This window comes from Halalkalibaculum sp. DA3122, from assembly GCF_043951865.1.
Lineage (GTDB): Bacteria > Bacteroidota > Rhodothermia > Balneolales > Balneolaceae > JAMQKA01.
The window spans coordinates 92134-108347 of sequence record NZ_JBINJF010000010.1 but is presented as its reverse complement, the minus strand read 5'-3'; the positions used below and the strand labels follow the sequence as shown (position 1 = coordinate 108347).

General features: G+C 39.2%; 8 protein-coding genes. All 8 read right to left on the bottom strand.

Going from position 1 to position 16214, the window contains the following annotated elements:
• Positions 1 to 29: 29 nt before the first annotated feature.
• Positions 30 to 3476 carry a VCBS repeat-containing protein gene (locus ACG2F4_RS09145; protein WP_395260028.1) on the bottom strand — a complete coding sequence of 1149 codons (3447 nt, stop codon included), beginning with the start codon at positions 3474 to 3476 and terminating at the stop codon, positions 30 to 32.
• A gap of 75 nt (positions 3477 to 3551) precedes the next feature.
• The gene (locus ACG2F4_RS09140) at positions 3552 to 4400 is read right to left on the bottom strand and encodes a sugar phosphate isomerase/epimerase family protein (RefSeq protein WP_395260026.1); all 849 of its coding nucleotides are present in this window, start codon (positions 4398 to 4400) and stop codon (positions 3552 to 3554) included.
• 100 nt (positions 4401 to 4500) lie between these two features.
• Complete coding sequence (locus tag ACG2F4_RS09135) at positions 4501 to 5529, bottom strand: PmoA family protein (RefSeq protein WP_395260023.1); 1029 nt, start codon at positions 5527 to 5529, stop codon at positions 4501 to 4503.
• 63 nt (positions 5530 to 5592) lie between these two features.
• Entirely contained in the window at positions 5593 to 7677 is a 2085-nt protein-coding gene (locus ACG2F4_RS09130) for a plastocyanin/azurin family copper-binding protein (protein WP_395260022.1), read from the bottom strand.
• Positions 7678 to 7709: 32 nt separating this feature from the next.
• The gene (locus tag ACG2F4_RS09125) at positions 7710 to 9488 is read right to left on the bottom strand and encodes a family 16 glycoside hydrolase (RefSeq protein WP_395260020.1); all 1779 of its coding nucleotides are present in this window, start codon (positions 9486 to 9488) and stop codon (positions 7710 to 7712) included.
• 484 nt (positions 9489 to 9972) lie between these two features.
• Positions 9973 to 11631: a RagB/SusD family nutrient uptake outer membrane protein gene (locus ACG2F4_RS09120; protein WP_395260018.1), complete on the bottom strand. Its 1659-nt coding sequence runs from the start codon at positions 11629 to 11631 to the stop codon at positions 9973 to 9975.
• 18 nt (positions 11632 to 11649) lie between these two features.
• Positions 11650 to 14922: a SusC/RagA family TonB-linked outer membrane protein gene (locus tag ACG2F4_RS09115; RefSeq protein ID WP_395260017.1), complete on the bottom strand. Its 3273-nt coding sequence runs from the start codon at positions 14920 to 14922 to the stop codon at positions 11650 to 11652.
• A 55-nt stretch (positions 14923 to 14977) separates the two neighbouring features.
• Positions 14978 to 16057 (bottom strand): FecR family protein, encoded by a 1080-nt coding sequence (locus ACG2F4_RS09110; RefSeq protein ID WP_395260015.1) that lies wholly within the window; start codon positions 16055 to 16057, stop codon positions 14978 to 14980.
• Between the last annotated feature and the right edge of the window lie 157 nt (positions 16058 to 16214).

The following is a 16214-nucleotide window of genomic DNA, read 5'->3' as shown; positions in this document are numbered from 1 at the left end:
CATAAAATCAACCGACATGTGAAAACATTTTATTTATTTTTCCCAAAAAACAGCAAGGAGTCATCATTACGGGCTACCATATAAATTAAACTACCGTCAGCTTGTCGAATGGGAAGTATCGAACGCGGTTCCCCATCCACCACAAATCCACTTCGCTGCATGGGTATTTCTGTGAACGTGCCGTCTCCGTTACCCTGCAGATAGGTACCGTAGCCCGCATCAAAGCGGCCGCCCAGGGAGGGTTTGACGTCATAAAAGTTACCGGCCGAGAGCATATCTGGTTGCTCATCGCCATTAAAATCATCCACCACAAAATCCATGATGGGAGACCATTGGGATTTGCCCGGCAGCGGATGAGTGGTAAAGGTGCCATCCCCGTTATTTTTTATATATAGGGATTGCAGAGTGTTCACCGTCTTCTTTTCCCAATCGCCAGTAGTTAGCCGATCCCCAAAAATTTGCTGAATCGTTTGTCCGGCATATGATTGGTAGGTGGGATATTTAGAACGCAAGAATTTGAATTGCGTTAACAGCTCATCACGCGGCGCTACGGGATATTCTTTATCTCCCCGGGTATATCCCACAATGGGATCGATCTGTCCGTCCTCGTTATAATCCTTCAGGTACATCACGATTGGTTCAGCCTGGCTGGCTTGCAGAAAAGAGTTGGTCCCCATGTTGCCAGCCACAATATCAATATCGCCGTCATTGTCAAAATCACCGGTTTCCACGCTCTGCCACCAGCCGGGGGTTTGGCTCAATCCGGCCTGATCGGAAACCCGCTCCAGGGTTCCCGCTTTATTGAGAAATATCGTCACCGGTATCCATTCTCCCGTTAAAATCAGATCGGACGTCCCATTAAAATCCAGATCTGCCCATGTTGCGTCAGTAACCATCCCCAGCGGATTCATATCCGGTGCCACCTCGTCGGTGACATCCTCAAACTGGCCATTGCCCTGATTCTCTAAAATATAACTGTTGGGAGAATCGCCATAATTTTGTGGCACGGATCGACTACCTACAAATAGATCGTTATCCCCGTCCCCATCAAAATCTTCCACCGCAACAGTAGCTCCATTCTCATAAATTGCAGGCAAAGCGTCTTGCATTCTAAGAAAATTTCCCTCCCCATCTTTAACATAAAGTCTGTCATTAAGCCTTTTGGATCCAACGTTATATTCATTACCTCCACTCACTACATAAAGATCCAAATATCCATTCCCGTTAGCATCAAACAGTGCGGCACCCACATCCTCGAATTTAGCATCTTGCTCGAAAGTTGGCAGTTCTTTTTCAGTGAAACTCCCGTCCTCTTGCTGCACAAAAAACCGACCTGCCTGGTGTTTGGCCCCGCCAACGTAGAAATCTTCCAGCCCATCGTTATTAATATCGCCCGTGGCCACTGCAGGTCCCTGTGAGGAAAGCATGAAGGGTGTTAAGAGTTGCTTATTATAATCTAAAAAGGAATCTTCATGATGAGAATAATTCAATCCAATATTTGAGGTCACATTTCTGAATATTGGATCTACTTTGTTATGAGAATACTGATAAGAATCATTTGCTTCAGATTGATGCAAAATCAGTGATTGATTTGCCTTAATTTTAGTAATTGTTTGCCTTCGCTTATCAGGCCAAACGACTGTTAATGAATCGATTTTTTCAGTATCTCTCAATCCAATAGTAAGTCTTGGCTCCACAGATGATTGAAATCCACGGGTTGTAAACATTTCATATAGTTGTACCGAAGAAGAATCATAAATCATTACTTTACTCCCTATACCGTCTGTATTTTTATTAACTCCCTGCAGTTTTATCCTTACAAAATTACTACTTTCTTCTGTTTCACGCGTGGTATTTTTAAATAAAGAAGCTTGGCTATTTACATTATTTACTACCAAATCTAAATCTCCGTCATTATCCAAATCACCATAAGCTGCACCTGAGGAATAGCTAGGTTCGCCGAATCCTAGTGAATCGCTTTGATCAGAAAAAGTGTGATCACCATTATTTATATAACCTACATTATTTATTTTTGCATGAGGTACTCTTTTGATAATCTCCATAACATTTTTTTTACTCTCTTGACTTTTCTTATTCTGCTTATTGCCTTTTCTAACAGTTAAAAGATAATCTAAATCATTTGGACGCCGATAAATACCATTGGTTACAAAAAGATCCTTTAGACCATCATTATTCATATCAAACAACAAAGTAGCCCAACTCCAGTCCGTAGCATCTACACCTGAATAATGAGCAATCTCAGAAAACCGAATTTGGCCATCAGGTGCAACACCTCTGTTTATCTGCAGTGTATTTTGAATATATTGAGGATGATATCCGAATTCACGTTTTATTTTGTATACCTTATATGATTCAGAACTCACAGTTTGTTTTAGTCCTTTCTCATTCATCGATAACATATCAGCTACATAAATATCGGGGAGCTTATCGTTATTAATATCAGCTATGTCATTTCCCATCGAAGAACGGCTGATATGGCCCGTTGCCTTTTCCAAGGTTTCGGTGAAGTTACCGTCACCATTATTCAAATACAGATAATCATTTTCATGAAAATCGTTAGACACATATATATCGGACCAGCCGTCGTTGTTCACATCGCTAATAGCCACGCCGAGACCATAACCTATTACACTGCTGTATATGCCTGCCTGTTTGGTTACATTGGTAAAACTGTCTCCATCATTTCGATATAACCTGTCTCCAGCATTAGGATCTTTATTTTTTCTAAGCTTTGCCTTCCCATAAGACCCTTCGCTATGATTAGCGTGATTCAGCAGATACATATCCAAATCGCCGTCATTATCATAATCAAAGAACGCGGCCTGCTTGGAATAACCTTCGAAATCGAGACCGTATTCCTTAGCGCGTTCGGTAAAAGTAGAATCTCCATTATTGATGTAGAGTTGATTTTTACCCTCTTTGGTTAGGTAGTTAACGTTACATACATAAATATCCAGCAGTCCGTCCCCATTTACATCGGCCATGGTTGTTCCCGTAGTCCAGTCACCGGTGCCTTCCACACCTGCTGATTTGGTTATATCTTTAAATTCGAAATTCCCTTTATTGAGGTAGAGCTTATTAGATTTCATATTTGCTGTTAAGTAAATATCAGGGAGCCCATCATTATTTATATCTCCGATCGAAACCCCACCTCCATCATAGAAGTAAAGATAGTTGATGATATTAAAATTAGGATCTGACTTCAGGTCATTACTAAAATCAATTCCCGTTTCGGCAGGTGTAATCAGTTTAAATCGTGTTTTTTCAGTCACAGGACTACAACTAAAAATGATTAGTAATAAAAAAACCAGAGTCGATAAAACTCTGGTTTTTTTATTACTTTTATTATCACTTGTATAATCGTTCTGTTTTTTTGAGTCGTCACAAATCATATATAAAATAGACCAAAATTGATCAAAATTAACTGTTTGAATTTCTGCTCTGTTTCGAATCAAATTCCGGTTATACTCCAAGTGTTCTTAATTGAACTCTTGGAGTTTATTACTCTATTAAAGTTCCCGGACAATTGTTTACTCAGCTCCTAGTGACTTTAAATAATCATAGCTTTCCAATACGGCTTCTTCTCCTGCTATTTCTAACGTGGTGTAACCATCAAACCCGATTTCTTGTAAAGCCTCGACTGTTCCTTTGATATCTACTTCTCCAGAACCCAGAGGGATTCCTGTCATACCAAACCCGAATTTCTCACCGCGTTGAGAGAGAAATTCTTCAGGCATATCCTTCCAATGGACATGTTCAATTTTTTCCTCGAATCGTCTTACAAAATCAACCGGATTCTCACCGCCAAGCCAATAATTACCCGTATCCAAATTTAATGCAAGAGCATCAGAACTACAGGAGTCCAATAGTTTTTCCAGATGATCTGCAGAATCGGAAATATGCCCATGTGGTTCCATCAGGATTTTGACTCCCAGATCTTCTGCAACTCTTAAGGGCTCATGTAACTTTTCACGAATTATAAAAAGTGCTTCGTCATCGGAGAGATTTTGACCGAACTCTGTTTTTGGATCACCTTCAGTCGTAATTACATGTTTCACTCCCATAGTAGCAGCCATTCGTATAGCTTTAATAATCTGAGAAGTACCATAACGCCATGGAGCTGAAGCGTCCAGTAAATTAGAGTGAGCACACACACTGGAGATAGTTAATCCACGGTTATTAAAAAGCCTTTTAATATCCATGGGATTAGCATCCAAGCTAGCCATTGCAGTAAAGCCAAATTCATTACCTAGGCAAGCTCCGTCGCTACTATCAGTTACATCTGCATACTTAAATCCCCATTCCTTTATTTGATCTAATTGCTTATCTAATGTTTGAAATGGATTAGCAAGCGCAAAACATCCTACTTTAATACTCATAATCTTTATTATTTTTAGTTTTTGATTTTAATTATGGATTCATCTTGATTGGAAAATACTGCATCTATCTAATTGAACTAGTTCAGTTAAAAAATGTAGCTCAATTCTTTATATACATTTGATACCTTTTACTGAGTTCATCCATTGTGAGAGCACCTGAATGAACCAAAACACGATACTTTAATTCAAACGATTTTGCAGGAGCTAATTGAAATGGCTCATTAAATAAAAGAGCAGGTTGAAAGAAAGCGTGATTGTAGTTTTGAGAAGTTCCATCTCCATCATTGTTATACCATATATACCACGGTGATGGATGGCGAGGATTGGAAGGATGATCAAATATTGTCAGACCAGCTTTCTTACTTTGTGATTCAGTAGAAATACCAGTCAAATCCATCCAATTCGCTCTCTTTCCAAATCCTATTAAACTCTCTCGATTCGTCCATCCCTCCGAATTTATAAACCGAATAGAGGATAATTCATTATCATCGGCTCGATATCCAAGACCTGCATAACCTCCCCATTGCTCTCCACCATATCTGGCAGGAGGTGTTCTATCTAGTGTAACGGTATCATCATTTGCTGTAAATCTATGATGCCAATCTATAGTATAGTTTCCATTTTTATCTGGGGGAGAAATAAGCAGGGTCCTGTTTTCACTCATTATTGGTGATTCTAAGTTTGGTGAATAATCAATATCAATTTTAATCTTAGCAGAAAAATCATCCCTTTCTTCAATCACAACATTTTTAATGAGACTTCGCCCTTCTGATAAACCTGTCCCAGGCTCTTCTTCCCAGTAATTTACGCCATTGATATACTTCCAGGCGAACCAGAGCCCCCGGTGCCATGGATGATCATCTGGTCTTTCAAGTGCTAAATTAATTCCACTTGGTGTTCTTAGCGGATAGAAATAGGGTTTGTCTTTATCTTTATCATAATTAAGCTGCCAAACTATTTCCCCATTGTTAAGTAGACTAAGCGAATTTGCACTCTGCTTCCAGCTCAGAATTTGTTTACCTTTTTTGTTTTCATCCCAGATTATTTTGTTTGCTTTCCCTAATAGCATAAAACCTGCTAGTCCCAGCATGAAAACTATGATAATACCTATTATAAAATTTCTCATCATCCTGAAATAAGTTTATAATATTATTTAGCTAATATTAACTATAAGTGTGGATTATGTTATCCATTATGGAACAACTGTCATAATTCCTTGCATTGTTTGCCAATGGCCTGGAAAAGTACAAACATATGGATATTTGTTGGGTTGTTCTGGGGCTTTAAAATAAATTGATTCAGATTCTTCAATATCAATTAAACTTGTGTGAAATAATACATTCTCCGTTTCAGGTACATAATCTTTCTTCGGTCCCTGCAACCCCATATCTAGAGCCTTCTTAGCTACAGGCTCAATAGTACCGGGTTGGACTATCAGTAAATTGTGTAATAAATCTGTTGGATTATTAAATACAAGTTTTATCTTACTACCTGCCGAAACTTTAAAATTTGTTTTATCAAATTTCATCCCAGGGGCAGCATTAATCGTTACCACTTGATCTGGTCCAGATTGCCAACTTGCTGGTATTGTAGTAGCATTCTTCATCTGCTGTTGCTGTTCACCAGTTGAGATAGTGCTCGGAGAGGTAGGTTTGGGATCGGTATGATCTTGAATAACTGTGTTAGAGGGAGAAATATTAGCTTTTTCCCCTTCCGGTATTTGATTAAGACTATAATAAGCTTCTGGATGTAAAACACTTTGTCCTTCCTCAGACTTGATTCCATTAGCTGCAATCTGGTAGACATAACCTGCGCGTAGGGGCTCACTTAGTACCAGTCTAATATGCATTCTATCATCAGACAGAATAGCCCCTTTAATCTGACTGGTGCTTTCATCAACTATGGGACTGCCATATTTCTTATGGTATAAGTAATCAAAACTGCTTATTTGATAGGAATTTTCTACTCTAACCGTTGTAGAATCAACCGGTTTGGTAAATTCAAGTTGAAATCCATCTGGTTTTGCACGAATAGCTTTAATCTCGAATGGTACTTTTCCAGTCCAAACTACTTGCTGCAATCCATCAGACTCCGGGCCAAGAGCACTCCATCCTCGATCAGACATGCCAACAAACATCGATCCATCAATTCCCCAAGAAGATCGTATAATGCCAGACTGGAAACCTTCTCGAAACTGAAAGGCTGCACCCTGCATTTCACCCTTCACTTCCTCTAAAAAAACTCGCATTATTTTGCTTTGCCCTTGATCTGCCACAAATAACTGTCCTTCGAATGGACCGAACTCCCCTCCTGTAGTGTCTTCCAAGATCCACGACAATGACGTGCCCATGACACCATGAGGTAATCTTACTGAAGGCATCTTTAATTCGGGGATCAATTTGGCCGCCTCATGAAGCATCAAGCTATCCATGTCAGGGATATCACTTGGACGCAAATTAAATTCTGATTTATATTCTTCAGGAATTGATACATCTTTAAGACTAGCAGGATCACCAAAAAAATCTCCCTCTTCGACAGTAGTCACATATCCAGTGCCTACCCAGTCTCCTTGATTTTCAGAATAATACATCGTCCCATTTGACCCTATTCCCATACCTGCAGGTGAACGTAGTCCACTCGCATAAGGAACAAGCTCTCCTTGAGGAGTGATAATCATAGCCCATCCGCTCCAAGGGGCATGACTGTCCATCATGTAATAAAAAGGAACAAGTGTTTGCCAATTATGTGCCAAATTCATATTAACCCAAAAGCTACCGTCTGGAAGAACAATAGGACCGTGTACATATTCACAGTAGTTCCCTGACTTAGTAAATGTGCAAAAAGTTCGAAAACGATCAATAATGTCATCTCCGTCTGTATCGCTGAGTTCCGTTAATTCGGTTCTTTGAGCTACATAATACTTACCGTTCTTGGAGGAAATGCCAAGTGGTGTGTGTAATCCAGATGCGATCTTGGTAAAAGATGGTGATACAGATTCTGCCATATAGGGATCTTCTATCAACCATATTTCTCCATATCTTGTAGTCACTATGAGGTCTCCACTGGGTTGCAGATCAATTCCACTCACTTCAAAAGGACTACCACCTACTGGCTTAGGGACGGTACGTATCTTATAATAATCTTCTTCTTGGGCAGAATTATCCGTCGAAGTATTCTGTGCTTTTGTTTTAATTGTTATGCCAAAAAAAAGTATGACAAACCAAACAATAATGAATCGGAATAATTGATTTACTTCGTGCAATTGTTGAAATATCATTGATTTAAATTTTGTTAATTCCCTTAGTAAGGCTACCAAATTATTGAGTAAGTAAATGTCTTTGGAGATTCACTGATCTCAATCGGAACAAGTAATTTTTTTTCATTATTTGTTTCTAGTATCTTGGCTGCCCACCCTTCATCAATTTCTATATAGTAGGACTGGTCGGAAAGGCTGTATAAATTATTTGTGACCTGCTCAATATTTGAAGCATTCGCAATACGATACCAAACAGTTTGGTTCTGAACAGTTTCAGCAGTCTTTCCAAATCTGAGAGATCGAGTTAAAGTTCTCCCTTTGCTACCTAGTGAAATATGATCATTAATTGAAATCTTATTAACAGTATACTGGAATATCGGCTCTCCCTTTTTATTCAGTCTATATCCTTCTAACTGGTAAATTCCCTTATCATGTTCTTTTTTTATAGATTGTAGATCCTCTGAATTAGATAGCAACACCTGTTGATCAGCCGTAAGCGATAACACACTTCCAATCGGCTCAAGTACTTGCTGTAATCCCCGACCTTCCCACATGGGAGTAGCATTTCCGAATTCTCCCCTCCATACTTTCACAAGACTTCCGCTCGCTAAATTAAACGTATAATGAATACCTTCAGAATAACCAACATTGATACCTGATAATAATTTCTGGCCTTCGAATAGTGTGAAACTGCGTTGTATTAATGGACTTTCATGCGTTGGTTTTATGATTATGGGGGATGTATTACTTACAATATTTGTCTCTCTTTCCTTAAATAATTGTTGATCAATAATTCCAGGCCCATTCACTTCAATACCCACCTGTGGGTTAGCAAAATTAAAATAAGTTAACTTGAATGGATAGGTGCCCTTCTTCAATGTTATATTATCATAAAACTTTCCTTTTCGATTCACTGCATCCCATCTAAATAATTCTTTACCATTCAATTGAAAGGCTCCAACACCATTTTGGACAGTTTTAAATTTAAACTCTCCTGATATCGGGACATCCAATTCTCCCTGGAAAACTATTGCATAATCATCCTTATCATCATTTAACATTCCTGTTCCCAACCATTCCAGTTTTCCCGAATTCGTCGGTTCTCGTGATGTTAAATTTGGTAATGAAATAATCTCGTCTTCCCTCTCATTATAAAAGAAATCCCCATCTAAAAATTTTTCCTTATATATTTTATAAGTAATATTGCGCATTTTTATTTTTGGTCCTGAGGAAACCATATAATTAACATTTCTGATTGCTATATCTCCTTTGTTAATTTGAAATATGATTGGTCCCTCTGATGCTTCTTTTCCAGTCTCAGCATTCTTACTGACACCCGGCAAATATTTATTTTGCTGAATAAGGGCACCATTATTTTCAACAGAGACAATTCTTGCATTCTTAGTTTTTTTTCCATTATTGTCAAATTGAGGTGCCTCAAAAACAATTTTAATATGTTGCCATATTCCCGGTGCGTGAGCTACATTCATATTTGCTAAATTACCAATCCCAGTGATTTTATCTGATTGAACAGGAATAATACTACCACTAGTTAAAGGAAAAGTTGAACCTTTAACATTACTAACGTTTGCCAATTGAATTCCATAACGACCCTGGAGCCAAATTACAGCTGAAGCTTTGTGACTCAACAAAAAATCAAATTCAATAGAAATATTACCATGCTTCATTTTGGTTCTAAGATCTCCCGACGATGCTGCAGAACCTACTAGTATTCCCTCCCCATCGGATGTTTGAAATGAATTTTTTAAAGGATTAGCTGTAACTTCTCCAACAATCTGCCAACCATTTGAATTCTCATCAAATGCACTCAAATCATTTACCTGAATTTGTTGAGCATACAGTTGTTGAACTAATCCAATTGTTAAAAAAACAATTATTAATAGGCTACATTTTTCTTGAAAAAGTTTACACATTTCTACTATATCTAGTAATTATATTTAGGAAAATTTACTATTAATATTATTAACATAGTTACCGATTATACTGTTTTAATATTTTAAGATACTCATCAATTTTCCAAGGTAACTATATTTCTATATAATCCTACGATAAATTTTATTCCCTTTTTTGATAGCCTTTAATTTTCTATTAACGAACCCGCAACTGTATTTATTAAGGAAGACTAAATACCCATATCCATCCACAGAAACCAAGACCTTATTGATCATTCCGTGGATGGAGTAAGTATTTACAAAATTGATTAATAAAACATTTTATTATTTATTTTTTTATTATTTGAATTTAGTTATAACTAACAACTTACTGATCTACATACTATGTTATATTCATTATTTCTTAGTATCCAGGATTTTGCACCAGATTAGTATTCGATTCTAGCTGATCACTCGGAATCGGGAAAACATTTTTATACTCTTCAGTAACACCTTTCTCCCACCAAGGATCATTGTATCTTGTTACCCCTCCGTTTTTACCTTCGAATCGAATCAGATCCTGCCTGCGTGTTCCTTCATAAAACATCTCGCGACCTCGTTCTGCAAGTAGCTTGTCAGCAGTTAAGCTGGAAAAATCATCCACCCCAGCTCTTTGACGTACTCTATTAACTAATTGCAGGGCTTCCGAATCATTATTATTTAACCTCCACAGTGCTTCGGCTTTTATTAACAAGACCTCAGTGTATCTAAAAATGAAATAATCATTGTTCAGATTTCTAGTTGCACCTTGTTCAATATTCCATTTCTTATTCCTAGCCCCACCATCCAAGGTTGAAACTGTTAACCCAATAAGATGGGGTCTATGGTTTACTGGTGGACCATTCGGATCGAGGTCAGCTCTACTAGCAGGATCAGTGAGAGGATTGCCCTGAGCATCAAATTGGGGACCGACGTAGAAATTGTTGAGCATTCGCTCATCTACAGTACCTGTAGTATCTGAACCATCTCTACCAATAACAGTACCTTGAGGCCCCGGATTTTGATTAGGATCAACATAGGACATATAAAATTCCTCCATCACCCTCATACCATTAACCAAGGTAGTTTGCAAATCTAATTTAGACTGAAAGGCATAGTGTAAACTTGTAAAATGATAATCAAACCCTTGATTAAAGACTTCATCATATGGTATTGCAAATATAGCCTCTGGAGAATCGGAATTATTCGGATCAAAATTGTCTCCATAGTTAGATGCCATTGAAAATCTATCTGATTCAATAATTGCATTTGCATGAGTTATGGCATCCTCCCAACGCGGTGTACCTGTATATACCTCTGCGTTAAGATACAATCTAGCTAGTACCATATGTGCACCCCATCTATTCATACGTCCATATGTCTCATCAGGATTGGGGTTTAGCTGATCAATGACATCCAGTAACTCTGATTCTACAAAATCAAACACTGCCTGACGTCCCTCTTGGAAATCACTACTGGGTTGTGATGGATCCTCTGGAGCATCTTTAAAACTTGTGAGAATGGGGACATTACCGAAATTGTCGAGTAATAAGTAATAATAAAATGCACGCGTAGCTCTCAATTCTGCAATAAATGTTGCGGCCTGATCTTCACTTACATCCCCAGATTCAACTAACGATTCAAATTGAAATATCAAACGGTTAGTATTATTTACTCCTGCGAACAAATCTACCCAACCTTCATCCACGGCTGCCTCATCAGGAGTATAAGTGTGCCTGTGCATACGAATAAATACACCACCATCTTCCCAGCCACCATCTGCCCATGTAGGTACTGTGACCTCATCAGTAGAAACTTCATTTTGCATCCAAAAAAAGCCTCTATTTGTTGTACCATAATTATCAGCAAGAGGCCCATATGCATCTCCCAAGGCTGAGATAAACTCCTCATCATTCTGAAAAAAGTCCTCTTCTTTTACCGTAGAATCAATAGGCTCTGTTACGTCAGTACAGGAGTTGAATAATCCCATCAAAACCAAAACTATTACTGTTATGCTGAAACTTGTATTTTTTAAATCTAACATAATCTTGGATTATTTCTTTTAAAATTGAATGTCTATCCCAAAAGTGATAGAACGTGAAGTAAACCAACTATTTCTACGTTCAATACCAGGAGCTAGTGCTCCACCATCCACGGGATCAATAAAATTAACATCTGGGTCTACACCATTGTATCCTGTAATTGTGACTAAATTATTGCCTGTCAGTGACAATCTTAGGCTACGAATTTGTGTATTTTCACCTAATGGGATATTGTATCCAATTGCCAGATTTTGTAACCGTACAAAATCTGCATTCTCTACATGATAACTTGAATACTTAGGCGGGCTCTTCAAATTAGGAATATCTTTCCCGGTTGATACTATATTATAGGTGGTAATTTGAGAGGGAGCTTCATAAAATAACCGATAAGTATTAACCATATCATGACCGAAAACGCCTCTTATAAATGCACTTAAGCTCCAATTTTTATAACTGAAACTATTACTCCAGCCCAAGCTAAAATCTGGTAGGCCTTGTCCTAAAATCTTCTCGTCATCCCTATCAATTTGATCAAATGTTACCTCTTCACCCGCATTGTTAAAAAATAGCCATTCGCCGTCCGAGCTAATTCCAGCAAACTCTGGTCCCCAGATTTGGCCGATAGTCTCCCCTTCTTTTACCCTCACCATATCTGTATCATTTTGGCCTGGGGCACCAGCATTTGCTGTAAATATTTCTTGATCAGTAACATATTCTTCCAACACTGAGTTAAAGGTTGAAAAATTAAGTCCGGTATTCCATTGTGCAGCTTGGCTCTGTAAAACATCAACCTCTACATTTGCCTCAAATCCTTTGTTTTTTAAACTACCGACATTTCTCCAACCCCTAGGGAACAAGTTGGGTGGTACTGGTACCTGAACATTAAAAAGAAGATCCTCAGTATCTCTTATATAATATTCAGCTGTCGCATCAACTCGGGAATTCAATAATTCAAAGTCAACTCCAAAATTATATTCACGAGTTTCCTCCCATTTTAACTCTGGATTAGAATTACTTATAGGACCAAATTGTTGAACGAATTCTCCATTAACGAAAAAGAAACCAGAGGGACCATATCGCCTTTGAGAAATACCGATTTCAGGTGCATTCTGGCCAGTAATTCCATAACTTGTACGAATTTTCAATTGGTTCATGAAAGGTAAATCGAACAAACTAGTTAGCTCGACACTACCTCCAACTGATCCAAACGTACCCCACTTTTGCTCCTCACCAAATCGAGTGGATGCTTCCCTTCTAAGACTTGCATTCACAAAATATGTATCATCCCAATTCATATTAATTCTTCCGAAAAAACCAATAATTCTACTTGTATTTTGATAACTAGAAACTTCACCTAGTCCTTTGGTGAAATCTTGTGCAAAACTAAGATTATTATATTTTACCGCATCACTAACAAAATCACCACCTTCGGCAGAAACTCCATCAATAACTTCTTCACTATATGAATAGCCAGCTACCGACTCGAACCTTATTTTACCTAAATCTTCATTTAGATAGTTCGCAGTAACCTCAACAAGTTCACTTTGCCTATTATCCACTGCTTTTTCTGCATTACCTTGACCTAGATTCTGCGGAGTAGCTCCCCCAGCATATCTACTTGTCCGAGCAGCAAAATAGTTACTCGTAACTGTAGAAGTTTCAATGGAGTAGAACACTGATGTGCTTAGGCCTGGTACCAAATCTTCAAATTCATAATTAGCTCTTCCAGCACCATTAAAATAATTGATATCAGCGTTGTTATCCGTAGTTTCAATTAGTGCAACGGGATTGTACATATCAAAAGAGGTAGTCTCAAAAAATCCACCCGTTGCCTCAAAACTTTCCGCCTTAACAGGATATGTTGGATTGTAGATAGCTCCATAACGAAATGCAGCATCAGATCCACGAGCTTCTTCACGATCTGTTACAGCCATATCAAAAGTGACATCAAGCTTGTCATCAAATGCTGATTGAGTAATATTCAATCGGCCATTAATCTGTTGAAATCCTGTTTGTTTTTGGATTCCTCTGCTATTTCTAAAATTACCCGATACACGATAGGTTGTTGATTCATTTCCTCCAGAAACTGCTAAACTATGAGTTGTGTTGTATCCCCTTTGAGTAATTTCATCATACCAGTTAGTATTATAGCCTTCATCATTAATTGTAAATCCTGCATCTTCAGCAAAGTTTCTGAATTCTTCAGCAGTTAGTACATCGAGTTTACTTTCAATTCCTACGAATGAAATATCTCCATTATAGGAAATTGCTAAATTACCGCTTACTCCTTTTTTAGTAGTGACCTCGATAACTCCTGATGCTCCTCTAGTACCATAGATTGCAGATGCGGAAGCATCTTTCAGGACATCTATAGATTCAATATCATTGGGATCTACGTTTTCTAAGCTTCCTCCTATAATACCGTCGATTACTATTAATGGAGACTGATTTTCACCAAAAGTTGAGATACCTCTTAATCGTATCGTTGGGCTACTGTTTGGATTTGCTCCATCTCCAGCAATTGTAAGACCCGGTACCTTACCTTGTATTAATTCACCGACGTTATTCACGTTACCTGTTACGAATTCATCAGAATCTACGCTTGATACAGAACCTGTGATCTCCTGTTCTTCCACTGTACCGTAACCAACTACCACAAGTTCTTCACCAGCTACAGTTTGTGGCTGCATACTCACATCTATCTGCGTGCGGCCACTTATTGGCACGGTCTCCGTTTCATATCCAACAAAAGAGAACACCAGTGTATCCTGTAGTGAGGGAACAGAGAGTTGATAATTTCCTTGCCCATCGGTTGAGCTACCTGTGGTTGTTCCCTGCACCACTACATTAACACCCGGCAGCGTTTCACCGTTGTTGGCATCAAATACCGTACCGGAAACTTGCTCTAAAATTACTGATTCCGGATTGGGGCTGGGTTCATTTTTTTGAAAAATCCCATATGTTTTTGGGTTCAGGTATTTTGATTCTAATCTCTGTCCCTCCAACAAATGGTCCAGTGCTTCCTGTACATTGTTGGGCAAAAACTTGCTCTTTTTTACCTTCCGCCCTTCCAATGCATCTGTCCGGTACAAAAACACTACATTAAACCGGTGTTCCAGCATGTTCAGGGCCTGTTCCAGGTCGGTGCCTTTCTCAATACCGATTTTCCCGTTTTGGCTGTCTGAATTGTACAGCGATCCCAATGTCTGAGCATAGCCCATTGTACCTATCAGGCAGAGCCCTACAACGAGTAAAGCTGTTCTTACAGAGAAAAATGTAGTATCGTATTTCATGATTGTTTCCCCTTTGTCATTTGTTTACTCATATTTTTATTTATTAAGCATGTTGTTATTGTGGCAAGTTGGTCTTTCCGATATAGACGGTATCGCGGTTATGAGACTGGTAAACATCAATTTTGGCAATATCAGAGATTGACTGCATCAAGCCTTCCAGAGATTTGAAATAGACCGCCCCCTCCAGCGTTATGCCGCTTACCTCTTCATTATTCAATACAGCCTGCACATCGTATCGTTGCTCAATGTAATCTGCAACTGTGCTAATATCCGTATGATCAAACTGCATAAACCCCGTGGCCCAGGACGTGTAGAGCGTAGAATTCACCCGCTCCTGCTTCATTATATTTATGTTGTCAAACTCCAGCATCTGGTCTTTGGAGAGTTGAAATTCCTTTATCGAGTCCTGGCCTTTCCCCGTTCTAACATTGACACGCCCCTCCTGCAGTATCACCCGAGACCGATCTTCTTCGACAGCAACCAGAAACTGCGTTCCGATATCCTCGATAACTCCATCGGGGGTGACCACGGAAAACGCCGGGTTCTCTGAAAAGCCTTCTTCCACGTCGAAAAAGGCTTCTCCTTCCAAACTAATCTCGATTGGCTGATCTTTAAGCAGGCCCACGTTGTAGGTAAGCGTGGAACTACCGTTAAGTACTACCTTTGCGATCCGGGATCCGCTGGTAAACTTCAGGGTTTTCTGCTGGTTTGGCTGGGTAGTCACGGTCTCCTGCTGGGTAATCTGTTCCAATTCTGCTTCGGGTTTATTGACCTCGTACAGGTGCACGCCATACCCGACGCTCACTACCAGGAGCACGGCGGCCGCCACGCGATATATCCAGCGCAGTCCCCGATCTTTTTGACCCACAGGAGGCGAGTACCGTTGATCCGCATTAACCGTGACTTCAGAAAGCCGGGTCCACTGCTCTTGCAGTCCGATATCCGCCGGGTCTGTAAAGCTGAATCCGGTAATTTCAGAAATCGCTTTTTTCGCTTTTTGCCTGTTCTCATCAGACGCCTCCATCCATCGCCCCCACCGGTCAATCTCCTCCGGGCTTGCGGTACCGTTTACCATCCGGCGAAAGGAGGCTTCATGAATAAGTTCGGTTACTGAATACTGTTGTTCCTGGTCCACTGGATAATTATTTTTTTCACATCTTCAGAAATCAATTCGTTAAAGGAGAGTGGCAAAGAGGGGATGCGTACTCAAATTATTTCAAAAAAATTGGGTGGGGATAAAATCAGGCCTGCAGGACGCCCTGGCGAATTCAACTAAATTGGAATTAAAGATC

Excerpts from the sequence above, each read along its gene's own strand:
- ACG2F4_RS09140 (WP_395260026.1), bottom strand. The coding sequence starts at position 4,400 with ATGAGTATTAAAGTAGGATGTTTTGCGCTTGCTAATCCATTTCAAACA.
- ACG2F4_RS09135 (WP_395260023.1), bottom strand. The coding sequence starts at position 5,529 with ATGATGAGAAATTTTATAATAGGTATTATCATAGTTTTCATGCTGGGA.
- ACG2F4_RS09130 (WP_395260022.1), bottom strand. The coding sequence starts at position 7,677 with ATGATATTTCAACAATTGCACGAAGTAAATCAATTATTCCGATTCATT.
- ACG2F4_RS09120 (WP_395260018.1), bottom strand. The coding sequence starts at position 11,631 with ATGTTAGATTTAAAAAATACAAGTTTCAGCATAACAGTAATAGTTTTG.
- ACG2F4_RS09115 (WP_395260017.1), bottom strand. The coding sequence starts at position 14,922 with ATGAAATACGATACTACATTTTTCTCTGTAAGAACAGCTTTACTCGTT.